The organism is Butyrivibrio sp. INlla18, assembly GCF_900103635.1.
Classification (GTDB): domain Bacteria; phylum Bacillota; class Clostridia; order Lachnospirales; family Lachnospiraceae; genus Butyrivibrio.
On the sequence record NZ_FMXK01000021.1, the window covers coordinates 1 to 26,130 of the forward strand.

20 protein-coding genes are annotated in these 26,130 nt (G+C 38.8%); 1 reads left to right on the forward strand and 19 read right to left on the reverse strand.

The features are described from left to right. Positions 1-36 precede the first annotated feature (36 nt). From BLS24_RS13450 to BLS24_RS13530, 17 genes are all read right to left on the reverse strand, one after another. Complete coding sequence (locus tag BLS24_RS13450; protein WP_176764442.1) at positions 37-1,638, reverse strand: biotin/lipoyl attachment domain-containing protein; 1,602 nt, start codon at positions 1,636-1,638, stop codon at positions 37-39. A 69-nt stretch (positions 1,639-1,707) separates the two neighbouring features. After that, positions 1,708-2,127: a twitching motility protein PilT gene (locus tag BLS24_RS13455; protein ID WP_091760216.1), complete on the reverse strand. Its 420-nt coding sequence runs from the start codon at positions 2,125-2,127 to the stop codon at positions 1,708-1,710. A gap of 71 nt (positions 2,128-2,198) precedes the next feature. Then, the gene (locus BLS24_RS13460; protein WP_242872310.1) at positions 2,199-3,164 is read right to left on the reverse strand and encodes a D-alanyl-D-alanine carboxypeptidase family protein; all 966 of its coding nucleotides are present in this window, start codon (positions 3,162-3,164) and stop codon (positions 2,199-2,201) included. Then, complete coding sequence (gene mgsA / locus BLS24_RS13465) at positions 3,148-3,543, reverse strand: methylglyoxal synthase (RefSeq protein ID WP_071176057.1); 396 nt, start codon at positions 3,541-3,543, stop codon at positions 3,148-3,150. The genes BLS24_RS13460 and mgsA overlap by 17 nt, the downstream gene beginning before the upstream one ends. A gap of 4 nt (positions 3,544-3,547) precedes the next feature. Further along, positions 3,548-4,672: an FtsW/RodA/SpoVE family cell cycle protein gene (locus tag BLS24_RS13470; RefSeq protein ID WP_091760219.1), complete on the reverse strand. Its 1,125-nt coding sequence runs from the start codon at positions 4,670-4,672 to the stop codon at positions 3,548-3,550. A 12-nt stretch (positions 4,673-4,684) separates the two neighbouring features. Next, positions 4,685-7,543: a penicillin-binding transpeptidase domain-containing protein gene (locus BLS24_RS13475; RefSeq protein WP_091760222.1), complete on the reverse strand. Its 2,859-nt coding sequence runs from the start codon at positions 7,541-7,543 to the stop codon at positions 4,685-4,687. Next, positions 7,536-8,060, reverse strand: coding sequence for a rod shape-determining protein MreD (gene mreD, locus BLS24_RS13480; RefSeq protein ID WP_091760225.1), 525 nt, complete (start codon positions 8,058-8,060; stop codon positions 7,536-7,538). The genes BLS24_RS13475 and mreD overlap by 8 nt, the downstream gene beginning before the upstream one ends. A gap of 5 nt (positions 8,061-8,065) precedes the next feature. Then, a complete protein-coding gene (gene mreC, locus BLS24_RS13485) occupies positions 8,066-8,935 on the reverse strand; it encodes a rod shape-determining protein MreC (protein ID WP_091760228.1) in 870 nt (289 codons plus the stop codon). Next, the gene (mreB, locus tag BLS24_RS13490; RefSeq protein ID WP_071176053.1) at positions 8,936-9,940 is read right to left on the reverse strand and encodes a rod shape-determining protein; all 1,005 of its coding nucleotides are present in this window, start codon (positions 9,938-9,940) and stop codon (positions 8,936-8,938) included. 12 nt (positions 9,941-9,952) lie between these two features. After that, a complete protein-coding gene (gene radC, locus BLS24_RS13495; RefSeq protein ID WP_091760231.1) occupies positions 9,953-10,666 on the reverse strand; it encodes a RadC family protein in 714 nt (237 codons plus the stop codon). Between the two features lie 79 nt (positions 10,667-10,745). After that, positions 10,746-12,029, reverse strand: a complete 1,284-nt coding sequence (locus BLS24_RS13500; RefSeq protein ID WP_091760234.1) for a methionine gamma-lyase family protein — start codon at positions 12,027-12,029, stop codon at positions 10,746-10,748. Beyond that, positions 12,022-12,960 (reverse strand): tRNA (adenosine(37)-N6)-dimethylallyltransferase MiaA, encoded by a 939-nt coding sequence (miaA, locus tag BLS24_RS13505; protein ID WP_091760237.1) that lies wholly within the window; start codon positions 12,958-12,960, stop codon positions 12,022-12,024. The genes BLS24_RS13500 and miaA overlap by 8 nt, the downstream gene beginning before the upstream one ends. Next, positions 12,957-14,936 (reverse strand): DNA mismatch repair endonuclease MutL, encoded by a 1,980-nt coding sequence (mutL, locus tag BLS24_RS13510; RefSeq protein ID WP_091760240.1) that lies wholly within the window; start codon positions 14,934-14,936, stop codon positions 12,957-12,959. The genes miaA and mutL overlap by 4 nt, the downstream gene beginning before the upstream one ends. After that, positions 14,937-17,615, reverse strand: a complete 2,679-nt coding sequence (gene mutS, locus BLS24_RS13515) for a DNA mismatch repair protein MutS (protein ID WP_242872311.1) — start codon at positions 17,613-17,615, stop codon at positions 14,937-14,939. A gap of 29 nt (positions 17,616-17,644) precedes the next feature. Then, complete coding sequence (gene miaB, locus BLS24_RS13520) at positions 17,645-19,087, reverse strand: tRNA (N6-isopentenyl adenosine(37)-C2)-methylthiotransferase MiaB (RefSeq protein ID WP_091760244.1); 1,443 nt, start codon at positions 19,085-19,087, stop codon at positions 17,645-17,647. A gap of 3 nt (positions 19,088-19,090) precedes the next feature. Further along, complete coding sequence (pepT, locus tag BLS24_RS13525) at positions 19,091-20,335, reverse strand: peptidase T (RefSeq protein WP_091760247.1); 1,245 nt, start codon at positions 20,333-20,335, stop codon at positions 19,091-19,093. Beyond that, positions 20,332-22,278 (reverse strand): alpha-amylase family protein, encoded by a 1,947-nt coding sequence (locus BLS24_RS13530; protein ID WP_091760250.1) that lies wholly within the window; start codon positions 22,276-22,278, stop codon positions 20,332-20,334. Before BLS24_RS13530 ends, pepT begins: the two co-directional genes overlap by 4 nt. A gap of 174 nt (positions 22,279-22,452) precedes the next feature. Here BLS24_RS13530 and BLS24_RS13535 point away from each other — a divergent pair, with 174 nt between their 5' ends. After that, positions 22,453-22,818 carry a DUF1292 domain-containing protein gene (locus BLS24_RS13535; RefSeq protein ID WP_091760253.1) on the forward strand — a complete coding sequence of 122 codons (366 nt, stop codon included), beginning with the start codon at positions 22,453-22,455 and terminating at the stop codon, positions 22,816-22,818. On the opposite strand, the gene BLS24_RS13540 is transcribed toward BLS24_RS13535, so the two are convergent. After that, positions 22,746-24,668: an ATP-dependent helicase gene (locus BLS24_RS13540; RefSeq protein ID WP_143015187.1), complete on the reverse strand. Its 1,923-nt coding sequence runs from the start codon at positions 24,666-24,668 to the stop codon at positions 22,746-22,748. The two genes, BLS24_RS13535 and BLS24_RS13540, sit on opposite strands and share 73 nt — an antisense overlap. Continuing rightward, on the reverse strand, positions 24,658-26,121 hold the full coding sequence (gene gltX / locus BLS24_RS13545) for a glutamate--tRNA ligase (protein ID WP_091760260.1): 1,464 nt from the start codon (positions 26,119-26,121) through the stop codon (positions 24,658-24,660). The genes BLS24_RS13540 and gltX overlap by 11 nt, the downstream gene beginning before the upstream one ends. Positions 26,122-26,130 lie beyond the last annotated feature (9 nt).

Consider the following 26,130-nt stretch of genomic DNA (forward strand, 5'->3'; position numbering starts at 1 on the left):
ATATTAACTTAGTTTTACATAATCTGTCAAATTTAATTAAGTAGAACTAAGTTCGGAACTCTCATTAGATTCCTCATTTTGCTCGTCACCATTTTCCTCTTCTGGGATATCTTCAGAGGTTTCCTCTACAGAAGCTTCTGAAGCTTCTGTATCAGCTGATTCAGCAGCTTCCTCGCTTTCTTCTGAACCTAATGAATCTGTTGAAGACTCTTTTGATGAATCATCACTATTTGTAACCGGCTTGTTACTTGCCTCTGCATCAATAACAGAAGAATCAAGAATAATGTAATCATATACATTTAAGCCATACATAGTATTAGATCTAACGATGGCATATTCATCATTCTGATACAGGATCTTGACCTGTCTGAAATCTGCATAGCCTTTGTTTATATTATAAACACCGATCAGTGTATCAGTCTTACTTACTGTATATCTATCGTTAGAATCAGGCTTTATCAATATATCCCCAGTTCTGATAGTGTCAGTATCAATGTAATACTCAGTCTCTGTCTCGTTATAGATCGAGAGCTCAATGAACTCAGTAGTTTCATTGCCCTGTTCATCATACTTATCTCTCAAAACACCAGTAGAATTGTCATTATTTTTGATCATATAATCCTTAGGTATCAGATAGAAGGACTTATTTACAATTGCTGAATTAGGAATCTTAAGACCTGTCTCATCCTCTGTAATAAGCTCAACGCTAAGGAATCTGTCTCTACAAAATGTGATCATGGAGTTTGTAAATGTAAGCATTACAAAAGTATCACCATCAGCGTTTGTATATGTAGAAACCTTGCCCCAGGATTCATCCTGGTTCTTGATGAATCTAACCTTAATATATTCAAGTTCTTCAAGCTCTTTGACCCTTTCAGGATCATCTTCCTGAATAACAATGGACCACTCTTCACTAGTACATATCTTATAAACAGGATCACCAGGCTTAACAAGAGCATTATTTATAAGCTGATTCTTTTCATAGGCACCCTCATCAAAATGAGCTGCTGTAATGGTCTGAAGAGTAAGGTCCTCATAACCATCAGTTGAATATACTACAATACCAGTATCCTGAGCATTCTTGTAGATGATAGATGAAAGAGTTCCACTATTTTCATTAAGGGACTGAATGTTCTGCAAAATGCTACTATTAGAAAGCTTCTGAACTGTACCATCAAGGCTTATCTTGAAATCATATACTGTGTAAAAATTACTTGAGTCAAAAGATGAATCAAAGTTAACTATCTGTGTTCTAAGCTCAGAAAGATCTTCATCACTAAGAGCAACCTCCTCAGAACCCTGTGACTTCAAGTATTCAAGAAGCTGTCCTGACTCATCTACGGTATATACAAGATTACCGACGGCAACTCTTCCACCTTCTGTGGCAAAATAGTTGATGTAGCCCGCATTTTCGCTGGTAATGATCTTTTCTGTTCGAAGTGCAACTGCAGTGTAGATATTATTTGAAGACAAGGAACCTTCATTTACCTGGTAACCTATCATATGGTCTTTTTTAAGATAAGTAACAACACTGATCAAGATGTATATTGCCATTACAGCAAAGAACACCATACCAATATTGATGTTATTCAAATTTTTAGGATATCTAGTTAATTTTTTGCCTGATCTATCTGACATATCTTTTCCATTCATACATTATATAAGCCGCGGAAAAACCGCGGCTTATATAAAAATTATACTTTAAGATTAAAGTGAAATTACAACCTTGGATTTAACATTTTCTGGAAGTTCTGACTCATCCATAGATAAACTAAGAACGAAGTCTACATTGAACTTGTCACTAAGCTGTTCAAGCTTATCAATTGTCTTAGAAATATCCTCACCTTCAAGGCAAGAGATTTTCAAGAAACTATCAAAATACATTTGCTGGAGATCATGGTCCTGAGAAATGATACCACTTACGAATCCGATGAACTCATCGGCATTTGAAACCATAAATTCTGGAACTACAATAAGACGAATTTTGTTGTTTAACTCATACATGTGCTTGGTATTCTTGTCCAAGAATACTACGCTTCCGAGTACATTCTGAACCTCGGTATTAACCTTGTCCAATAAGCATTTGGTCTTTCCTTTTCCCTTTTTCCCAACAATTAACTGAACCATCGGCATACCCTCCTGCAAGTTAGAATTATTTCATGTATTAATTATAAAATATTAACTAATAAATGACAACCTTAATTAGTGATTTCAGAGAGCAAATTCGTCATGTCTTTATAGAGTGTCCCAGAGTCTGTATCGCGCATGATCACTGCGATGTAGGGATTTTCATTTCCGTCTTTGGCAAGTAGTATCAGACAATGCCCAGCAGCTGTTGTAGTACCAGTTTTGCCACCAATAACTGTAATGCCAGATGGTGCCTTTGAATTACCATTTATATAGCCGTTAGTACTAGAAACGGACACGTCCTTGGTGCCACCAGAGGCAGTCTGATAAGATGTTGAGTACTCCTTCATATTGATGATCTCTTGGAAGGTGTCATAACCCATAGCTGCATTAAAGATAAGATACATATCATACGCAGTTACATAGTGGTCTTCAGCCTGAAGTCCATGAGGATTCTGGAAATGAGAATTAGTCGCACCAATATTAACAGCTTCCTGATTCATCATATCAACAAAACCATCAATAGAGCCTCCAATATTAGACGCGATCAGGTTAGCAACGTCATTTGCAGAATAGATTAAAAGAAGTCTAAGAGCCTGATCAAGGGTCATACGATCCCCTTCTTTAAGACCTACCTTCTGCGCGCCACTTTCATTGATATAAACATCAGAACCAGCCACAAGCACCTGGTCTAAAGAGCCATATTTAAGCGCAACATAAGCAGTCATAACCTTAGTAAGGCTGGCTGGAAGCGCTTTGTCATTTACATTTTGAGCAAAAAGGGTTTCTCTGCTGTTTAGGTCAAAAAGACCCGCACTTAATGAATCGCCGATCTCAAGGCTATCCTGATTAACATCTGTATTGACTACACAGATATCAGATGCATATGTTGGATACACTTCAGAATCTCTAGCGTCTGCTGTAGAAGAAGAAACAGAATATTTTGCAGAGTAAGAAAAGTAAGAACAGCCGCTTAAACAAACGGCTGTTGCTGTTATTAACATTACCAGTTTAAAAAACTTACTTGTACATTTCACGCCACTCAAGATCTCCCCTATCTAATGACTTAACAAGAAGCTCAGCTGAAGCAAGATTAGTTGCTACAGGAATATTATGCATATCGCAAAGAGACATAATATTACTGATATCAGGCTCATGAGACTTAACTGTAAGAGGATCTCTAAGGAAAATTACAAGGTCGATCTCATTATGTTCAATAGCTGCACCAAGCTGCTGTGCACCACCGAGATGTCCAGCAAGATACTTGTGTACAGAAAGATTGGTTACTTCCTCAACTAATCTACCAGTTGTACCTGTAGCATAAAGATCATTTTTGCTAAGGATACCTCTATATGCGATGCAGAAATTCTGCATAAGTTTCTTTTTTGCATCATGCGCGATCAATGCGATGTTCATCTAATCATAACCTCCCAAACAAATTTTTATTACCTTGAAGTCTAACGTTTAATACAAAGCCAATGCCTGCATAAACACTTAGAAGTGATGTTAATCCATAACTAACAAATGGCAGTGGCAAACCAGTATTTGGAAGCACACCAGTTGCAACGCCAACATTGATAAAGCCCTGGAAACCGATCCATGCACCTACACCAGCTGCGATCAACTCTCCTGCCTTATCCTTGGCCTTAGTGGAAATAATAAAACACTCAATAGCAATAGCAAAGATCAAGGCAATTACTATTACAGATCCCACGAATCCAAACTCTTCACCAATAACTGTAAAAATAAAGTCTGTCTGTGACTCAGAAATGAAGCCACCATTTAATACAGAACTGATCTCATTAGTATTATAGCCCTTACCATATAACTGTCCGGAACCAATAGCCATCATTGAATTTAGAGTCTGATAAGCTTCGGCATTAGCATAATCTTCAGGATGAAGCCAGGCCAAAATACGCCTCTGCTGATAATCTTTAAGAATACTGCTATCTTCCTGAACTGCATTATAAATAATGAACAGTGCTGCAGGTATAGAGACACCTAGTACTGCCACAACTATTCTCCAATCTATTCCAGCCACAAACATTATAGATGAGAAAATAAGCATTAACATAATGCAAGTAGACAGATCAGGCTGCATATATATGAGCCCTAAAGGTATTGCTAAAAGAATAACACATATGACAACAAAGCCAAAATTCTTAACTTTGTCCTTATATTTCATAATAAACTGCGCATAAAATAAAATCAATAATATTTTAGCCGCCTCAGAAGGCTGGAAGGTAATTCCAAGGAGACTGATCCATCTCTGAGCGCCGTTTGTTGTACTACCAAGAGGTGAAAGAACCAATGCGAGCAAAACAATGTTTAATACATAAAATGGTATAAAAAGCTTAAGTATAACGCCATAATCAAGTAATGATAAAAAGATCATTACAACTATGCCAAATACCATACCTGCAGTCTGCTTTGTTACAAAATCTGGTTTAGCAGAACTGATACTAAATATTCCAATGATAGTAAGTCCAATGACCATAAGCAAAAGAGCAAAGTCATAGTTGGACAACTTGTACTTCTTTAACATGTTATCTCCCAATCAGTCAGCGTTTGTAGCACCATCTTGCAGTGTCTGAGCTGTACCAGAAATAATATCATCAGTATCTTTAAGTTCAAAGTAATATGTAAGCGCCTCTTTGGTGATCTGAGCAGCATAACTTGATGTATAACCATAAGCAATTCTGGTTGCAATAGCTATTTCAGGCTTTTCATATGGCGCATAACAGATGAACAATGAATGGTTAGGTCTGTTCTTTGATTCCTGCGCTGTACCTGTCTTACCTGCAACAGAAACACCAAGATTAGCATAATATGACTTATCCTGTACAACCTGTCTCATACCAAGGTGGATAGCATTCCAGTATGCCTGTGGCATATCAACAGTATTTCTAACACTAGAACTATAATCCTCCAAAAGGTTTCCATTTGAATCAGTAGTCTTATCTATAAGAGTAAGATTATAGCAAGTACCGCTATTGGCTACAGTTGTAACATATCTTGCAAGACCAACTGTTGTATATGAGTTAGTACCCTGTCCAATTGCAGAACGAACAGCGTCTTCATCAGAAACCTGTGGCTCAGATTCAGCAATCTCAATACCTGACTTTTCAGAAAGGCCATACATATCTGCATATTTAGCCAGCTTCTGAAGACCGATCTCAGGAGAATATGAATTACCAACAAGTCCAAGTCTGTAACCAACCTCGTAAAAGAACAAGTTACAAGAATTTCTGATACCACCAGTTACATTAAGACCACCATGTCCTCTAGGATAGATCCAACATTTAGGTGGATGATCAAGCTTTTCAAATATACCTCCGCAATAAATAACGGAATCTGTTGTGATAACGCCCTCCATAAGTCCTGCAGTTGAAGATACTATCTTAAATGTAGAACCAGGGGCTGTCTTTTGCTGTGTAGCGTAGTTGTAAAGAGGATTTGAATTATCACTACGAAGCTTTGCATAGTAATCAGCATCTACACCATTGGCCATCATGTTATTGTCATAACCAGGATAAGACACAAGTGCAAGGACATCACCTGTATTAACATCAGTAACTACCATTGATCCGGTACATGGATCAAGAGCAAGCTGAGCAGGTGTGATATCAAGATTAGAGATTCTGTTGACCATGAAGGTATATGAAGACTCTCCGCCTCTATTCCATAATGACTGCTCTTCTTCTGTGATCTCAACGATCTCCTGCTCCAAAAGGAGGTTACATACGTCAGTCCCACTGATATTTCCATCAAGCAAAAGATATTTATAAAGCCTTGTCTGGAAGTCAAAATCCTCAGAAAGCTCATCAATAATATAGTTTACGATCTGTCCAAAGATTTCTTCTGAGTCAGCGTACTGATTGTCAATGCTAAGCTTGCTGACATCAACCCAGTTCATGGCTATGGCATATTTGATGTACTCAGTAAGAGAGATAACCTCATCTGTAGTCCAGGCAATATAAGTATCATCCTGCTTGTCTACCAACGTAGAATTGATAATGCCATCAGAATACAGATTAGCTGCAATATGGCTCATGTACCACTGATATTCCTTAGAAAGATGATCATATGGAGTCTTTTTATCTAAAAGCTCATTTCTGATCTCCGCAAGGACAGCGGCATTCTTATCAAGATATGACTGATAAACCCTGCTCTCAGTCTCTTTTGCCTTATCAGATGAGAAATGATCGATATCTACGATATCATTATCAAAAACAGCATAATATACGTCATAGATAGGAATAACAATATTACTGGAGCTTGAAGTCTCAGTAAATGTGTAGGTTTTGACATTCTGAATCTTAGAAACAAGTATACCAGCAAGAGACTGCTCAATAATGTTATAGCAAGCCTCAGTAAGATCCTTGTCAATTGTAAGATAAACGTCATTACCAGCAACAGAATCAACGTAATTACTTGTTTCGATTACCTGTCCTGTATTATCTACGTAAACGGTCTCAGAACCCTTGGTTCCCTGAAGAGTAGATTCCATAGCCTGCTCAATACCAGACTTACCAACTATGTCATTGATTCCGTAGCTGCTATCTGTCTTTTGAAGTTCAGCAAGCTCTTCCTCAGAAACCTTACCTGTATATCCAAGGACCTGAGAAAAATATACTGAATCAACATACTTTCTGGCAGTACTCTCCTCAATAGAAACACCATCAAGAGTGTATGCATTTTCCATAACATCAGCCACAGTCTGATCACTAACGTCAGAAGCAACCGTAGTATCAATGTATTTCTGGAAACTGTTAGCATTCATGTTGTATCTGACAGTTAATATCTTAAGAGCTCTGTCATTGGTATAGCCTTTCCTAGGAACAAAGCTAGATGAAACTCCAGGAGTTTCGTATTCGCCAATACCAAAGGTCTTACAAAGATCATCAACTACTTCTTCAGCAGTCTTGGTCTTTTCCTCATACTTAAGGTCATTAGGTGATGAATGTCCATAAACATCTGCCAAAAATCGCAAAAGCGAATTACCAGTAACATTAAACTCATACTCATTACTGTCATTAAGGACAATATTAAAATCATGATCTACATTATCACCGTTTCTCTCGATGATATCGATAAGTCTGTTAAGAGTCTCGTTGATGGCAGCATTCTTGCCGGAACCAGACTTGTAAACGTCTTCGATAGTTACAGAGTTTGCCAGCTCGTTATATGCTAAAAGATTTCCATTTCTGTCGTAGATGTTACCTCTAGCTGCAGGAATAGTCTTTTCCTTCTTGATCCTAAGTTTAAAGGAATCAAGATAATACTCGCCATTAATTACCTGTAGCGAAAAAAGCCTGTACACCAAGATACAAGCAAGAGAAAAAAGGACAAAGCAAACTATGACTGCTCTGGATGTTATGAACTTTACAAATCCTTCTTTAATATTCTCAAACAAACTTCTTTGCGCTCCTTTGCTCCTTCTCATCAATAGCATTATTGACTTTTAGGATTATAGGATAATAAAAAATAGCAATAATAGCAGTGTATACAGCTTCTGGCAGTATAACTGTCGTCATATAATAGCCGATATTGAACTTGGTCCTAAATAAGAACATCAAAACATAACAGATAAATCCAAAGATAATATCTGAGATCGTAATTACCACAATTGGAATTGCCACATTTTGGGAAAAGAAAATGATGTGGAGCTTACCGACGATAAATCCAATGTACATATATATCAGAGCAAAAAAGCCCAAATACGTACCAAAGAATATATCAACTAAAAGTCCACAAAAAAAGCCTGATAAAAGACCTGCTCTATCGCCCTTTATAAAAGCGATGGAAGCAGTGATTATCATAAGCAGATTTGGTGTTATTCCGCCAAGGTCAACAATACGAAAAATAGTAGTCTGTAAAATAAACGACACAATAACAAATATGAAATTAACTAATACTCTTCTAATATTCATAGCGTTTATTTGCCGCCAGTATTTTTGAGTTCTAAAAGTACTAATACTTCATTCATGTGCTCAAAATCTACGGCAGGTGTTAAAGTTCCTGATTTTGTAAGGTTATTTGAGTCATCATCGATAGTTGAAATGTATCCGATCAAAATACCAGGAAGATACTTATCACTGATATTGGATGTAACGATCTTGTCACCGATCTTGACCCTGTCTACATCATCAACAAGCTTTGAAAAGCTGATATAGCCATTTCTGTATTTCTCAAGGTCACCTGAAACAATAAGATTATCAGAGGAAGAAAGAACCATTCCACTGACAGATGAGTTATCAGCAATAATTGACTGAACCTTAGCCCAGTCTGGACCAACGTCAATTACACGGCCCACAAGTCCGCCGCCAGCGATAACATTCATATCAACCTGAATTCCATCATCTGAACCCTTATCAATAACAAAGGAATAATACCAATTGCCTGCATCCTTGGCTATGATCCTAGCGCCAGTCTTCTCGTACTGTTCATACTGTGCGTCAAGCTCATATAAAGAACGAAGCTCAGTAAGCTCATACTTTTCCTGTTCAAGATTAGTATTAGCAATTGTAAGCTCATCTACCTGCTCTTTTAATCTCTCGTTTTCTTCTAGGAGCTTAGTAATAGATGAAAGCTTATCCGTTGTTTCTTTGATACTGGTAGAAACAGAAGTTATACCCTTTTGGAAAGGCACAACAAAAACACCTGCAAAAGAGTTTAAAGGCCCTGTAAACAGGTTTGTATTGAACGTGATCACAATAAGTGCCGTACATACTATTGTTAAAATAAAGAGGAGATATTTACTTGGAAGTGTAAATTCTTCTCCTCTTCTCTTGATTATGGGACTCATTTATTTATCCTCTTCAATTCCATACGCAAGAGCTTTATACTGGTCATCCTTAATAATCTTTGCAAGACCAAGTGCAACAGAACCAATTGGATTTTCTGCGATATTTACGTTAAGGCCAACACCATTGCTAAGTCTCTGAGCAAGATGGCTAACCTGTGATGCACCACCTGTAAGATAAAGACCATGCTTGAAAATATCTGCAGCAAGTTCTGGTGGAGTCTTCTCAAGAGTAGCTTTAACATTATCAAGGATAGCGTCAAAGTTCTCTAAAAGAGCCTGGTTAATAAGCTCAGTAGGGATCATTCTCTCAACAGGAAGTCCTGTTACAATATCTCTACCATAAACAACTGCATCTTTACCCTCTTTTTCAAGTTCCTTAAGAGACATCTTAACGTTCTCAGAAGTCTTCTCACCGATAAGAAGACCAAACTCCTTACGGATAACGTTTCTGATAGACTCATCAAACTTCTTACCACCAACTTTGATAAGCTTACTTACAACAATACCTCTAAGAGAAAGGATTGAGATCTCAGTTGTATCATATCCAACGTTAACTACTAAAACACCCTGAGAGTTCATAACGTCTACGTTCATTCCAAGTCCATCTGCAAGAGGCTTCTTGACCATCATGATCTTCTTGGCCTTGATGCCTGCATCATTGATAAGATCATGGAAAGCTCTTCGCTCAACTTCTGTTACATCCTTAGGAACTGCGATATAAACGTCGCAAGGCTTAACAGCGCCCTTCATCTGATCTGTGATAAAGAGCTTTACAAGTGTCTCCATGTGCTCGATATCAGCAATAACGCCGCTATTTAAAGGATAAGATATCTTGATCTTATCAGGAGCCTTCTCATACATATCGTAAGCTGAATTACCATATGCAAAAACGTTTGTTTTATTCTCAATGGCAATCATATTTTTTTCAACTGTAAGATTGTCCTCATCTTTGTTAAAAATCTTGATGTTGCTAGTACCGAGGTCGATTCCAAAAATATTACCCATTTCTTCTCCTTATTATTGCCACAAAAGCCCCTTTTCAAGGAAGCTAAAATATGACTGATCTCCTATTATGATATGATCTTTAAGATTGATATCAAGCATACTGCCTGACTCTCTTATTTTATTAGTAATACTAATATCTGCTCTCGAAGGAGCAGGATCCCCTGACGGATGATTGTGTAGCATCACTATGCTGCTGGCACCTGATTTAAGCGCCTGAATAAAGATATCCCTCGGGGAAATAATAGCAGAATTAACTGTTCCCATAGAAAGCGTAGCCTCATTTATAAGCTTTAGCTTATTATTTAAACTTAAAACCACAACTTTCTCTCTGTCCTCATGCCTTAGCCTCTCCATGTAGTAGCGAGCTATCATCTCTGGATTTTCAAAAGAAATCCCAATAGAAGCCCTCTGAAGAGACATGCGCTTGGCAAGTTCAGCAACACTCTTAAGCATGATCGCCTTAACTTTACCAACACCGTGAACCTTCAAAAGCTCATCAATAGAAAGACCATAAAGACAGTTAAGTCCCTTTTCCTTGGTATTACCAAGTTCTAACACATTCCTTGCTATATCAACAGGTGAGTAGCCACTGGCCCCAGTTCTGATAAGTATAGCCAAAAGTTCAGCATCAGTAAGACTTTCAGGTCCAGACTTAAGGAACCTCTCATAGGGAAGCATATCTTCACATGTATCCCCATCCGCTATCATATTATTAAATGACTTCATCCAAATCCTTTCTGATACGCACAAAAGCGCGCCACTTCTCCAGGTGGTCAAAAAGAATACAGAATCATCAGATTATAGTTTAACACGAAACAAGCTTAGCGTCACACATCTTTTGCAAAGTTTTTAATATTCCGTACTTAGCATGTGGCCAAGTAAGACCTCCCTGGAAGAATACAGAATATGGTTCCTTGATAGGTCCATCAGCTGAAAGTTCGATAGATGAACCAGATACAAAGGCACCTGCAGCCATGATGACCTGTGCGTCATAACCTGGCATATCCCAAGGCTCTGGTGTAACAAAAGAGTCAACTGGTGCTGCAGACTGAATGCCCTCGCAAAATGCGATGACACCCTCAGGCTTACCAAAGGTAACAGCCTGAATAATATCAAATCTATCCTCTGTTCCATTTGGAACTACGTCAAATCCAAGCTTCTCATAAATGTTAGCCGCAAAGATAGCACCCTTTAAAGCAGATGCTGTTACAGTTGGAGCAAGGAAAAATCCCTGATAGAACTGAGGAAGGATTCCAAGAGAAGCTCCTACCTCTTTTCCAAGGCCAGGAGAAGTAAGTCTAAAGGCAGCATTTTCTACGCATTCCTTCTTGCCGGCAATGTATCCACCAATTGGTGCAAGTCCGCCGCCTGGGTTCTTGATAAGTGAACCAACAACCATGTCAGCTCCAACATCTGTAGGCTCTATTGTCTCAACAAATTCTCCATAGCAGTTATCTACCATGCAGTAAACGTCTTTTTTGATTCCCTTGATAAAAGAAATAAGTTCACCAATTCTCTCAACTGAAAGAGTTGGTCTTGTCTGATATCCCTTTGATCTCTGGATAGTAACAAGCTTGATATTTGAATGCTCAAGCAAAGTCTTTTTGATATTGTCAAAATCAAAGCTTCCATCAGGTAAAAGATCCACCTGAGAATACTCTACGCCATACTCAGCAAGTGAACCCTTAGATGGTCTGATGCCGATAACCTCTTCAAGAGTGTCATAAGGCTTACCAACTGGTGAAAAGAGCATGTCACCAGGGCGAAGGTTACTCATAAGTGCAAGGGCAAGTGCGTGAGTTCCACATGTGATCTGAGGACGAACAAGAGCATCCTCTGTATGGAAAACAGAAGCATATACAGCTTCAAGCTTTTCTCTTCCTATGTCATTGTAGCCATAACCAGTAGTTCCAAGAAGGCAAGCCTCACTAACCTTGTTTTCCTGCATAGCCTTGAAAACCTTAAGCTGGTTGTACTCAGCAATTTCATCGATCTTTTTAAATCTAGGCTCAAGCTCTTTCAAGATCTTTTCGCCAAATTCGTAAACATTCTTGGAAATTCCAAGTGATTCAAACATTACTTCATTCATTCTTAAATACCTTTATCATTTCTTCTAAAATACGATCATCATCATGATCAAAATCTCTTTTGTCTATCCAGTGGACATCGCTTTCGCGCCTAAACCATGATAGCTGTCTCTTAGCAAAATGCCTGGTGTTACGCTTTATGAGATAAATAGCTCTCTCAAGGTCATATTCACAATTTAAATAGCCAATCATCTCTCTATATCCAAGAGACTGCATAGATGTGGCAGTAAGAGGAATATCAAGCTTTAAAAGATCTTTGACCTCAGCTTCAAATCCTTCCTCTATCATAAGATCCACTCTTTTATCTATGCGAGAATATAACTCTTCTCTGTCATCTGTCAATACAAAGTAAGAAAAATCATAAGGAGACACATTCTCATGCTGCTCTTTGTTGTGCTCAGAGATTGGTCTTCCGGTCTTTTTGTAAAACTCGAGGGCCCTTATGACTCTCTTAACGTTGTTTTCATGGATTATTTTAGCTGACTCAGGGTCCACAGCCTTAAGTTCCATAAACAGCTCATGAGCCTCGCCATTTTCAACTCTTTTTTCTAATTCCTTACGAAAAGAGTCATCATCGTCAGTCTCAGTAAAATCAATATCATACAAAACAGCTTGAATATAAAAACCTGTTCCGCCAACAAGAATCGGAATCTTGCCTCTTGAAGAGATGTCTTTTATGGCATCCTTTACCATCTTTTGGAACATGACTACGTTAAAATCCTCTTTGGGATCAAGAAAATCAATAAGATAATGAGGAACGCCCTGCATCTTCTCTTTTGATATCTTGTCAGTTCCAATATTCATATATTTATAGACCTGCATAGAATCAGCGGAGATTATCTCTCCGCCAATTGTTTTAGCAAGCTTTATTGATAGATTTGATTTCCCAACTGCCGTTGGTCCAGTCAAAATAATAAGCTTTTGTTTATTCATTCCACAACTCGCTTAAACTTTTTATCAATCTCATACTTGGTCATCGATATAATAGTTGGTCTTCCGTGAGGGCAATTATATGGATTCTCAAGTGTTAACAGTTCATCTAAAAGAGCTTCCATCTCCTGCCTTGTCATCTTGGTATTTCCTTTGACAGAAGCCTTACAAGCCATGCTGGCTATCTTGTAATTGATCACATCTGGTGTTCTATCAAGACTGGTCTCATGAGAAAGCTCATCAAGGATCTGAATGAACATATCCTTTTCATTGTCACAGCCAAAAAGATCTACTGGAATAGCTCTCATTGCATATTCATGACCACCAAAGTTCTCAATATTAAAGCCAAGCTTCTCAAAGTACTGTCTGTAATGGATAAAAAGATCTTCCTCTGCAGATGACAAAGATACGATAACAGGTGGATTAACCATCTGTGACAGCATCTCCCCTGACTTAAAGCGCTTTATCATCCTCTCATAGTTGACCTTCTCATGGGCTGCATGCTGATCAACCATGAACATCTTATCTTTGAATCCGATTATCCAATAGGTATCAAAGATCTGACCAAGGATGTCATATTCCTTTACATTGTCCTTGGTAAGAACCTTCTCATCAAAAAGATTAAGCTGCATAGGCTTTTCTACGATGATAGCTTCATCCTGCTTGATAATTGGTGAAGGACGCTCCTTCTTTTCAAGGGCAGATCCATCTGAATCCCCAAATATTCTGGTCCATACAGCAGACTTATTAGTATCTTCGATCTTGATAGGCTCAGCCTTAACGCCAACTGCAAATACAGGTTCTTCCTCTGCGACCTTATTTTCCTCAAATCTGATGGTCTCAAAAGGTTCAGGTGAAAGAGCTTTTTTAGGCGCCTCCACAGCCTTATTCTCACTAAGGCTTGCAGATGAAACGGCGTCTTCTTTTAAAGCTTTTTCCTCTTTTTCCTTATCCTTGATATCATCCCCAAGAAGTGCATCAGGGATCATCTCATGGTCTCGTAAGGTATTCTCTACGCTAGTTCTGATAAAATCATATATCGCAGCCTGATTATCGAATCTAACTTCAAGCTTGGCTGGATGCACATTTACATCAACTAGAGCTGGATCAAGTCTTAAATGAAGCACAGAAAATGGGAACTTGTGCATCATAAGGTACTGCTTGTAGCCCTCTTCAAGAGCCTTGGAAATAACCTTGTCCTTGATATATCTTCCATTAACAAAGAATATCTCAAAATTTCTGTTTGATCTGTTGATGGAAGGCTCTCCAAGATATCCCTCAAGAGTAATTCCATTTTGTGACACACTAATAGGTATCAGGCTTACAGAAATATCTCTTCCGTAGATCCTATAGATTATCTCTTTAAGATCACCATTTCCAGAAGTAGAAAACTTATCTTCCTTGTTGTTGATAAAGTGAAATGAAACCGTAGGATTATCAAGAGCAAGATGCTCCATGACATCTCCAATATAGCTTCCTTCTGTCTGAGGCGTCTTTAAGAATTTCTTTCTGGCAGGAGTATTGTAAAAGAGATTTCGCATAATGATAGAAGTTCCATCAGGAGCACCTATCTCCTCCATGCCAGCTTCTTCGCCGCCATTTATGCTGTATCTTGTACCAGTAAGGTCATCCTTAGTCTTAGTAATAAGATCGACCTGCGCCACAGAAGAAATACTTGATAGTGCCTCTCCTCTAAAACCAAGAGAATGGATAGTAAAGAGGTCATCAATATTTTTTAGCTTACTGGTTGCATGTCTTTTAAAAGCTTTCTTGATCTGACTTTTTTCGATTCCAGAGCCGTTGTCAGTAACGCGGATCATGTCGATTCCGCCGCCCTTTATCTCAACTGTTACAGCAGTTGCGCCAGCATCAATAGAATTTTCTACAAGCTCTTTTACTACACTAGCTGGTCTTTCCACAACCTCACCAGCAGCGATCTGATCAATAGTAGTTTTATCAAGTTCATTTATGAAGGCCATTTAGTTTTTCCACCTGTTTTTCAAATCACTCTGAAGCTTATAAAGAGTATTCAGAGCATCCATTGGCGTAAGAGTTGTAATATCAATTTCTTTAAGTCTCTTAAGCACATCCTCATCAGTTACAGTATCAAATAGTGACATCTGATCTATATCTACATCGTCATAATGCTGAACTTTAACCTTCTTGTCGCCCTTATTTTCCTTTGCTATAGCCTGAACCTTCTCAGTAATATCATTATCTGTAAGTTCAGCTACGATCTCCTTAGCCCTGTCTATTACCATATCTGGGACGCCGGCAAGCTTGGCAACCTGAATACCGTAGCTCTTATCTGCTCCGCCCTTTACTATCTTACGAAGAAATACGATGTTATCGCCGTTTTCCTTAACCGCAATACAGTAGTTGTTTACATTATCCATTTTGCCTTCGAGCTCTGTAAGCTCATGGTAATGTGTAGCAAATAAAGTCTTGGCACCAAGTATCTTTCTGTTACTGATATGCTCTGTAACAGCCCAGGCAATTGCAAGTCCGTCATAGGTTGATGTTCCTCTTCCGATCTCATCAAGGATCAAAAGAGAATTTGGAGTTGCGTTTCTAAGAATATTAGCAACCTCATTCATCTCAACCATAAAGGTTGACTGCCCACTTCCGAGGTCATCAGAAGCTCCCACTCTGGTAAAGATTCTATCTACAACGCAAATATCAGCCTTCTGTGCCGGAATGAAACATCCGATCTGTGCCATTAAGACGATAAGCGCTGTCTGTCTCATATAAGTTGACTTACCAGCCATATTAGGTCCGGTAATGATCGAGATACAATGCTTCTTGTTATCAAGATATGTGTCATTTGAAATAAACATATCCGCTGAATCAAGCATCTTTTCTACAACAGGGTGTCTGCCGTCCTTGATGTTTATAACGCCCTTATCATTGATAGTAGGCTTAATATAGTGATTCTTTTCAGCAACATATGCAAAAGAAGCATATACATCAAGAAGTGCTATTGCCTTTGCTGTAGACTGGATCCTATTTATCTCAAGAGCAATTGAATCCCTGATCTTACAAAACATCTCATACTCAAGGTTATTTAGCTTATCCTGAGCATTTAAGATTGTATCCTCAAGCTCTTTTAACTTAGGAGTTGTATATCTCTCTGCGTTAGCAAGCGTCTGCTTTCTTATAAAGTAGTCAGGAACCTTATCCTTGAAAGAATTAGTAACCTCAAAGGAATATCCAAATACATTGCTGTACTTGATCTTAAGGTTCTTGATACCAGTGTTTTCCTTTTCTTCATCCTCAAGCCTTGCAAGCCATCCCTTGCCGTTTGTGCCAGCCTCTCTAAAGTGATCGATATCCTTATCAAAGCCTTCCTTTATGATGCCGCTCTCTCTGATAGTCAGAGGTGGCTCTTCTACAATAGCCTGATCAATAAGCTCGTAGATGTCCGTAAGAGGGTCAAGTTCTGAAAAGAGCTTATTAAGAGCTTCATTGTCCTTAACATCAGTAAGCGCAGTTATGATAGCTGGGATCATCTTAATGGAATTTCTAAATGCCAAAAGATCCCTTGGATTTGCAGTTTTAAAGATGATCTTGGACATAAGTCTTTCAAGATCGTAAACAGGGTTTAAATACTCCCTTATCTCTTCTCTTGTGATGACATTCTTAACTAGAGCTTCAACTGCGCCCTGTCTAAGTAAGATCTCATCTTTATCAATAAGAGGCTGCTCAATGAAGCTTCTGAGCATTCTCGCTCCCATAGCGGTCTTGGTCTTATCAAGTACCCACAGAAGGGTTCCTCTTTTTTGCTTGTCCCTCATGGTCTCCACAAGTTCAAGGTTTCTCCTTGTAGAACTATCAAGAAGCATGAACTTGCTGGTAAGGTATGGATAGATATGAGTGATATTGGAGATATCAGACTTTTGCATATCTATAAGGTATTGCAAAAGAGCTCCAGCAGCCACTACGCCATTAGGGAATTCCTCAATTCCAAGACCTATAAGTGATGAAACCTTAAAATGCTTCATAAGAAGCTTTTTGCAGGACTCCTCATCAAAATATCTTGAATCAAGAGGATTTATAAAGATCTGAAGCCTGTTTCTAAGCTCTTCAATATCTATTCCTGAGAAATTAAACGCCTCATTGCAGATGATCTCAGATGGAGAATACTTACCGATCTCATCAACTGCAGCACGAAGGCTCTCAACTTCTGTAAGATAATAATCACCAGTTGTAACGTCAGCAACAGAGATGCCAATATTATCAGGAGTATATATGATACTCATGATGTAGTTATTCTTGGTTTCCTCAAGAGACTGCATGTTAAGGTTTGTTCCAGGAGTGACGATCCTTGTTACATCTCTTTTAACGATGCCCTTTGCAAGCTTTGGATCTTCAGTCTGCTCGCAGATAGCAACCTTAAAGCCTCTAGAAACAAGCTTGGTCAGATAAGAGTCAACTGCATGAAATGGAATTCCACACATTGGAGCTCTCTCTTCAAGTCCGCAAGCCTTACCTGTAAGGGTAAGCTCTAATTCCTTGGATGCAACCTGTGCATCATCAAAAAACAGCTCGTAAAAATCACCAAGTCTATAAAAAAGAATACAGTCCTTATACTCTCTCTTAGTCTGCAGATAATGCTGCATCATAGGTGAAACTTTCTCTATGTCAACGCTTTCAAACATCGTGGTACTTCCCACGGCAAAACTCCCCCTTAAACCATTTCTCCCATAAAGTAAAATCCGTGGCACTCAGTAAGCTTAACGTCTACGAAGCTTCCTATGAGGCTTTCATCACCAGGAAAATGTACTAAAGTATTATTTGAAAGTCTTCCAGTAAGAAGGCTTGAATCATGTTCATTTACGCCCTCAACAAGAACAGATGCTGTAATTCCCTGATACTTCTCAGTAGTAGTTCTTGCTGTTTCCTGTACAACTTTTAAAAGTCTATCAAAGTTCTCTTTTACTTCTGCTTCTGGAACCTGATCTTCAAAGCCGGCAGCAGGTGTGCCTGTTCTCTTTGAATAGATAAAAGTAAATGCATTATCAAAAGATGCTTTCTTGACAACATCGATTGTCTCATCTACATCTGCTGGAGTCTCCCCAGGGAATCCAACGATGATATCTGTTGTAAGAGCAACATCAGGAAGTCTCTTTCTGATCTTGTCTACAAGCTCAAGATAAGCTTCCTTGGTGTATCTACGGTTCATTCTGCGAAGGATCTCTGTACTTCCAGACTGAAGAGGCAGATGGATATGTCTTGCGATCTTAGGATTTCTAGCAATAACATCTATAAGCTCATCAGAAAGATCCTTTGGATGAGGAGTCATAAATCTAACTCTCTCTATTCCTTCAATCTTGGTAACCTCATCTAAAAGCTGCGGGAATGAAATCCTATTTGGATCATCCTCTTTAAAATCAAGACCGTAAGAGTTTACGTTCTGACCAAGGAGCATAACCTCCTTAACACCGTCCTTTGCAAGCTTCTCACACTCTCTGATGATATCCTTAGGGCTTCTGGAACGCTCTCTACCTCTAACATAAGGAACGATGCAGTATGTACAGAAGTTGTTGCAGCCAAACATGATATTTACACCAGATTTGAAAGGATACTTACGAAGAACCGGAAGATCTTCTACGATCTTGTCTGTTTCCTTCCAGATATCAATGATCATTCTGTCTGATTCAAATGATGTGCAAAGAAGCTCTGCAAACTTGTAAATGTTATGGGTTCCAAAGATAAGATCAACAAATCTATAACTCTTTTGAATCTTCTCAACTGCTGACTGCTCCTGCATCATACATCCGCAGATAGCGATCTTCATATGAGGATTCTTTTTCTTGTGACTAGAGCAGGCACCAAGTCTACCAAGGACTCTCTGGTCTGCATTGTCTCTAACAGTACAGGTGTTGTAGATGACAAAATCAGCATTTTCAGATTCAGTCTCTTCATAGCCAATAAGCTTAAGTGTTGCCACGAGTTTCTCAGAATCTCTAGCGTTCATCTGACAGCCAAATGTTACAACGCAAGCTGTAGGTGTTCTGCCAAGCTGCTCTTTTAATTTCTCTACATGTCCCTTAGCCTTGTCAATGAACTCAAGCTGACGAAGGCTCTCTTTATCTAATACTTCACTTTTATTGCTATTTAAAATATTCATAAATTAAAACTCTTTACCATATGCGTTTACTATTCCAAGAAGAATTTCAACGACCTTTCTCATTTCCTGAATTGACGCGTACTCGTACTTGCCGTGATAGTTGTATCCGCCAGTACATAAGTTAGGACAAGGAAGTCCCATATATGAAAGACTTGCTCCATCTGTGCCGCCTCTAATTGGGAACTCTAAAGGTGTAACACCAAGGTCAGTCATAGCCTTTTTAGCATTTTCAATAAGATGCATATGAGGACGGATCTTCTCGATCATGTTGCGATACTGGTCTGTTACAGTAACTTCAACAACACCCTCACCATATTTCTTGTTAAGATACTCAGCTGCATTAACAAAAAGCTCTTTCTTTTGGGCAAAAAGCTTCTCGTCATGATCTCTAATGATGTATGAAGCTGTAGCAGTCTCTGTTCCGCCATTTACCTCTGTAAGGTGGAAGAATCCTTCTCTACCCTCTGTGTACATAGGATTCATAAATACCGGTAAAAGAGCATGGAACTCATAGCAGATTAAAGCTGCATTTATCATCTTGTTCTTGGCATCCCCTGGATGAACACTTCTGCCGTGAACAGTGATCTTGCCGCTAGCAGCATTGAAATTCTCATATTCAAGGTCTCCAAGCTTGCCGCCATCTACTGTATATGCATACTTAGCGCCAAACTTAGCAACATCAAAATGCGCTGTACCAGCACCGATCTCTTCATCTGGAGTAAATGCGATCTTGATCTCCCCATGAGGAATCTCAGGATTTGATAAAAGAGTCTCTGCCAAAGTCATGATCTCGGCTACACCAGCCTTATCATCTGCTCCAAGAAGTGTTGTTCCATCAGTTACGATGAGGTCTTCACCAACATGATTTGAAAGCTCTGGGAAATCTACAGGTGAAAGAACGATGCTTTCCTTGTCGTTTAATACAATGTCTTTGCCATCGTAGTTTTCAACGATCCTAGGCTTAACATCCTTGCCGCTTACTTCATCAGAAGTATCCATGTGTGAGATAAATCCAATTGCTGGTCTATCTTTGCCGTCATTTAAATTTGACGGAATAGTCGCATATACATAGCAGTGGTCTTCATCATAGATGATGCTTGATGCTCCAATCTCCTTAAGTTCAGAAACAAGGAGCTTTGCAAGGTCATGCTGCTTCATTGTTGAAGGAGATGTACCTGATGTATCATCAGACTGAGTGTCGATCTTTACATATCTTAAAAATTTTTCAATTACATCTGGCTTATTCATTTCTTCTTTTTCACTTCTTTCTTTGGTTTATAGTTTGGGTCCTTAGAACCTATATAGATTCGAGCTGATCTGTCAGGCAGTGTTTCAAGCTCATTTGTAATCTCCCTAGCCTTGACCACTTCCTCAGCAGTATTACAAACAAGCTCCCATTTGTAGCCATCAGGTAGTTTTGGAAGAGCCATCTCTGCATCAAACCAGTGCATATTGTAGCAAACATACACAAATGGTGAATCCTTTTTGTATTCGTCGTACATGCCACAGTACAACATGCCAAGCATATGGCTATGTCCAGAAAGATCTGGGCGCCAAGCATCTCTTCCATGGCATGAAAGATCAGGATAACCACAGGACGTATAATCCATAAGCTTAAGAGGTTTGCTTCCATGAAGTATCCTGTTTTCTTTTCTAAGCTTAACAAGAAGCTTTATATATTCATAAATGTCCTTGTTCTTGTCAAAGGCTTTCCAATCAACCCAGCCTATCTCATTGTCCTGACAGTATGGATTGTTATTACCAGCTTGAGAATTACCAAATTCATCTCCGCTAAATAACATAGGAGTTCCCTGAGCCATAAACAGCATGGTCAGTATATTCTTCATCTGCTTCTTACGAAGTGACAATATGCTCTGCTTTCTGGTCCTACCTTCAATGCCGCAGTTCCAGGTATAGTTATTGTCATTTCCGTCTTTATTGTTTTCGCCGTTTTCCTCGTTGTGCTTGTGCTCGTAGGAAACCATGTCAGCAAGCCTAAAGCCTTCATAATCGCAGACATAATTGATAACGCCGTGGTCAGTGCCATTGCAGATCATAGAATTCATAAATTCAGATGCTGTGTTGTCATCGCTTTTTAAAAATCTTCGGCAGTTATACATGAATCTGCCATTATATTCAGCAAGATAGCGTTTCTCAGGCTCTTCTGAACCGTAAATATCATAGTAATCAAAGCCGTCGTACCAGATCTTGGCATCTGTGAAAAGAGGTTCCTTAGTAATAAGCCTCATTGGCACACGGGCTCCCTTCAAATGGAAACCATCAATGTGATATGAACATCTCCAATATCTAAGAGCATCTATGATAAGGCTTTCATTCTCATTGTCTTCAAAGTAAAACTGCATGATAACTTCGATGCCGTTTTTGTGAAGCTCTTTGACCAATGTCTTAAACTCATTCTCGCAATCAGATGGATCAGCACAATAAGCTGTTCTAGGAGCAAAGTAATAGCCCTTTTTGTAGCCCCAAAAATTGAGCCTTGGCTTAACAGCGCTCTTATTTGAAATACTTCCATCCCTGGAATAGATAAGGTCTCCTAAAACCTTATTTCCTCTGATCTTGGAAGGATTCTCGATCTCATTCATCTCATATGCAGGCATCAGCTCAATTGTTGTAACACCAAGTTCCTTGAGATATGAGAGTTTATCAAGAATTCCCAAAAAGGTTCCCCTGTGACCATGCGCTACACCAGAGCTTGAAGCCTTGGTAAAGCCTCTAACATGCAATAGATAAACAAAGCTGTCTTCATAAGGAATCTCAGGAAAAGAGTCTTTTTCCCAGTCAAATGCAAACTCAGAAGCCTTAAGAGTAGATCTATTATCAAGCTTGGCTCTGATATCACTTTCTGGAACATCCTTGCCAAAGCTCTCTAGGCCAATAAGATGCTTGGAATAAGAATTGCAGAAAAAAGAATCATCTGCAAAATAGTTGTAAGATGTGTATTTATCAATATCATCTATTCCAGATATCCTTGCAGAATAGATATTTCCACGCTTAATAGACTTTGGAAGTTCAATGCAAAGGTCCTCATTGCCATCAGCACTATAAAGAGTGATCCCGCAGCTGTCACACCTGTCAAACACAGTGCGCACCACAAGGGATTTGTCATAATCTATATAACAGCCCAATGGATAAGGCTTTTCACTAGCAATCTTTAATGTATTAGCCTGCATTTTATGCTCCTGGTTGAAAGTATATTATCCCTAATTTAAAAATCCTCACAAGTCTTATTATTTTATCACAGATTTAGTATATATGCACTATTCCCATATTAAATCTGTTCTCATATAGAGGTGAGCTGTGCTATAATGACACTAAGTAATAAAAACGCATTCAGGAGGATTTGTATGGAGTTTTCAAAGATTGCAACTGAGATGAACACCAGAATAGAAAACGGCGATCAGGAGACTGTTGAAATAGAGCTCGATCACGGCGAAGTTGTTAACTGCGCTATTATGATCGTTCTTACAGTTAATGATAAAGATTATATTGTTCTTCTTCCACTTGATAAAAATGGTCAGAACCACGATGGAAACGTTTGGTTCTATGAATTCATCTGGGATGGATCAGACAAAGAGCCTGAACTTGGCTATATCAGTGATGATGCAGAATACGAAGCTGTATCAGAAGCCTTCGATCTTTATCTTGATGATGTTGAATTCGACGAACTTGTTGAGCTTCCAGAGGAAGGCTTAGACGGTGAAGAAGAATAATTCTCTTCCCACAAAGACCTGATAGGTCTTAAAAATCTAGAAGGTAGCATTGGATTTTCCTTACTGCCAGCCAAATAAGACATTATGAGCGCCTGTTTTGCCCTTGTCATAGCTACATAGAGCATTCGGCGCTCTTCTTCTATCTGCTTTTTGGATAGAGCAGATCTAGAGGGAATTATCCCTTCATTTATGGATGGTATCCAAACCGCCTTATATTCAAGCCCCTTAGAAGCATGCATTGTGATTATATTTACCGCTCTTTCACTTTTCTTAATTTTATTCTTTTTGTTGTCAAAAGACTCATCGATCAAAGCATTTAAGTCTTTCAAAAGCTTCTTTACATCACCATATTCCCTTGCTATCTTTTCAAGCTCATCTAGCTTATCCATGTCCTTTTGATAAAGTTTGTCGATACCAATATCTTTTCTTAAGTACCTAACAGCAAGTCCTGGTCTTAAGTGGCTTATCATGTTGATCTGCCTAAAAAACATGGAGGCAGTCCTTTGCATTTTAGGATTTCCCGCATAAAACTTAAGGACATCTCCCTCATTTACAGTTTCTTTGGTAGCAGTCTCTCTCGTAATAAACCTAAGAGGCTTATTTATGATCTTTAGATAGTCTTCTCTTTTATGTCCCAAATAAGCAAAGGATAGGTAACTCATCAATACTCTTACGCCCTCGCACTCATAAAAGGCTGTCTTTCTATCATCAAGATTAGTCCTTATGCCGTTCTTTTTAAGAAACGCCGCGTATTGACCGCACTGAGCGTTAGTCCTACAGATTATGGCAATCTCAGAAAGCTCATCCATATTTGCCAAAAGAAATGCCTTAATAGCCTCACACTCTTTTTCTTTTGTTGAATATATAAGTGAAAGGACCTTTCCCTCTATACTTTCCTTATCCGCATGGATCTCTTTCTTAAACCTCTCAGTATTTTGCTCTATTACAAGTTTAGAGCTATCTAATATTCTTTTACCACACCTGTAATTTATATTAAGATTTATGATTTTTGGAACAAACTTCCTAGATTCACAAAACTCCTTAAATCCAAGCATAAGCCCCGGGTCAGAACCTCGAAAGCCATAAATAGACTGATCATCGTCTCCCACAACAAAGAGATTATTACTATCACCGCACAGCATAGAGAGAACTTCAAACTGCATCTTATTTATATCCTGATACTCATCCACCAGGAAAAACGTGTATTTTTCTCTGCATCTTTTTAAGAGAAGCTCATCCTTTAACAAGTAATCTCTGCACATAAGTATCATGTCATCAAAATCGATCTTGTTAAACTCATCCATTAGAGCGCTGTACTTTTTGATCATCAGGTGAAAAGAGCTATGAAAAGCAAAGGATCTGTCGCAGTCATCAGGGGATAAGCCGCTATTTTTGATCCTGGATATTTCAGAAATAACATCTTTTACAATATCATCTCCAAGGTCAAGTTCAGCCTTTATCTTACTGTCTGTTACAGAAAGTGAATGTAGAATATCAGAAACAAGCCTATATTTAAAACTCTCAGTAGCTATATCGATTTTTCTTTTGGGATTAGCCCAGCGAATTATCTGGTAAAAACATGAATGAAATGTTCCAAAATTCACATCTGGATAAGAACCATCCGTGATCTTCATGAATCTGTGCTGCATCTCAAGTGCAGCTGCCTTAGTAAACGTAATGACCAAGATTGAAGAAGGTTCTATGCCATGTTCCTCAATAAGGCACCTTAGTCTTTCTACAATAACAAAGGTTTTGCCGCTTCCTGGCCCCGCAAGAACCATTGCGGGACCATCTACATGGTTTATAGCCATGAGCTGTGCGGCATTGCCCTTAGGCAAATTATTTCTCAAGTAATTCAATTCCTTTTTTGATTCTCTTAATGGTCTCTTCCTTGCCAATAACTTCCATAAGCTCTGTAGCTCCGCAAGGAGTCATCTCTTTACCAGATACAGCGATACGTACTGGCCAGAGAACATAACCATTCTTGTACTCATGAGACTTGATATAGTCTGTAAGAAGTGCATATAAAGAATCATTTGTATAATCATCATGTGCTTCAAGAAGTGGAAGAACCTCTTTTAATACTGCAAGAGAAGTCTCTTCATTTGTCTTCATCTTCTTGTGAGTATAGATGGCTGTATCATACTCAGGAAGTTCATTGAAGAAATCAACCATAGGCTCAATATCAGGCCAGATCTCAATACGTGTCTTAACCATATTGGCGATCTTCCTAAGGTCATAATCCTTTGTGATAGCTTTCTCAAGGTATGGCTTTGCAAGCTCAAAGAATTTGTCATCATCCATAGCCTTCATGTACTCGCCATTCATCCACTTAAGCTTTGTATAGTCAAATACTGCAGGAGACTTGTTGATTCTCTTATAATCAAACTTTTTGATAAGATCCTCAAGGCTCATGATCTCCTGGTTGTCATCTGGAGACCATCCAAGAAGTGCAACAAAGTTAACTACAGCTTCTGGTAAGAATCCCTGCTCGATAAGATCTTCAAATGATGAGTGACCTGATCTCTTAGAAAGCTTGTGGTGATCTTCATCTGTAATAAGTGGGCAGTGAATGTACTTAGGTACTTCCCAACCAAAGGCATCATAAAGTCTGTTGTACTTTGGTGATGATGAAATATACTCATTACCTCTTACAACGTGTGTGATGCCCATAAGGTGATCATCTACAACGTTAGCAAAGTTGTAAGTAGGATATCCGTCAGACTTAATAAGGATCATGTCATCAAGCTCTTTGTTCTCAACACTTACATCACCATAAAGCTCATCATGGAATGTAGTTGTACCCTCTGTAGGGTTGTTCTGTCTGATAACAAATGGCTTGCCCTCTGCAAGGTTCTTTTCAACTTCCTCTTTTGAAAGGTGGAGGCAGTGCTTGTCATAAACACTGATCTCTTTAACTTCGCCATCAACCTCAATCTTCTGGACAAGAGTCTTAAGTCTCTCTTCATCACAGAAGCAGTAATATGCCTCGCCCTTATCGATAAGCTCCTTGGCATACTTCATATATATTCCGGCCTTCTGTCTCTCACTCTGAACATATGGGCCAACAGGTCCTCCGATGTCTGGACCTTCATCATGAACAAGACCAGTATCCTTAAGTGTCTGATAAATGATCTCAGTAGCACCCTCTACGAATCTCTCCTGATCTGTATCCTCAATTCTAAGAATGTAATCTCCACCCTCATGCTTTGAAATAAGATAAGCATAAAGAGCAGTTCTTAAATTTCCAACATGCATACGTCCTGTAGGACTTGGTGCATATCTAGTACGAATCTTAACCATTTTCGCTCC

Bases quoted from the DNA above. Each gene is read 5' to 3' on its own strand.
- mutL (WP_091760240.1), bottom strand. From the start codon at position 14,936: ATGGCCTTCATAAATGAACTTGATAAAACTACTATTGATCAGATCGCT.
- mreB (WP_071176053.1), bottom strand. From the start codon at position 9,940: ATGGGTAATATTTTTGGAATCGACCTCGGTACTAGCAACATCAAGATT.
- miaB (WP_091760244.1), bottom strand. From the start codon at position 19,087: ATGAATATTTTAAATAGCAATAAAAGTGAAGTATTAGATAAAGAGAGC.
- gltX (WP_091760260.1), bottom strand. From the start codon at position 26,121: ATGGTTAAGATTCGTACTAGATATGCACCAAGTCCTACAGGACGTATG.
- mutS (WP_242872311.1), bottom strand. From the start codon at position 17,615: ATGTTTGAAAGCGTTGACATAGAGAAAGTTTCACCTATGATGCAGCAT.
- mreD (WP_091760225.1), bottom strand. From the start codon at position 8,060: ATGAATATTAGAAGAGTATTAGTTAATTTCATATTTGTTATTGTGTCG.
- BLS24_RS13470 (WP_091760219.1), bottom strand. From the start codon at position 4,672: ATGTTAAAGAAGTACAAGTTGTCCAACTATGACTTTGCTCTTTTGCTT.
- miaA (WP_091760237.1), bottom strand. From the start codon at position 12,960: ATGAATAAACAAAAGCTTATTATTTTGACTGGACCAACGGCAGTTGGG.
- BLS24_RS13530 (WP_091760250.1), bottom strand. From the start codon at position 22,278: ATGCAGGCTAATACATTAAAGATTGCTAGTGAAAAGCCTTATCCATTG.
- BLS24_RS13535 (WP_091760253.1), top strand. From the start codon at position 22,453: ATGGAGTTTTCAAAGATTGCAACTGAGATGAACACCAGAATAGAAAAC.
- BLS24_RS13455 (WP_091760216.1), bottom strand. From the start codon at position 2,127: ATGGTTCAGTTAATTGTTGGGAAAAAGGGAAAAGGAAAGACCAAATGC.
- radC (WP_091760231.1), bottom strand. From the start codon at position 10,666: ATGAAGTCATTTAATAATATGATAGCGGATGGGGATACATGTGAAGAT.
- BLS24_RS13450 (WP_176764442.1), bottom strand. From the start codon at position 1,638: ATGTCAGATAGATCAGGCAAAAAATTAACTAGATATCCTAAAAATTTG.
- mgsA (WP_071176057.1), bottom strand. From the start codon at position 3,543: ATGAACATCGCATTGATCGCGCATGATGCAAAAAAGAAACTTATGCAG.
- pepT (WP_091760247.1), bottom strand. From the start codon at position 20,335: ATGAATAAGCCAGATGTAATTGAAAAATTTTTAAGATATGTAAAGATC.
- BLS24_RS13500 (WP_091760234.1), bottom strand. From the start codon at position 12,029: ATGAATGAAGTAATGTTTGAATCACTTGGAATTTCCAAGAATGTTTAC.
- mreC (WP_091760228.1), bottom strand. From the start codon at position 8,935: ATGAGTCCCATAATCAAGAGAAGAGGAGAAGAATTTACACTTCCAAGT.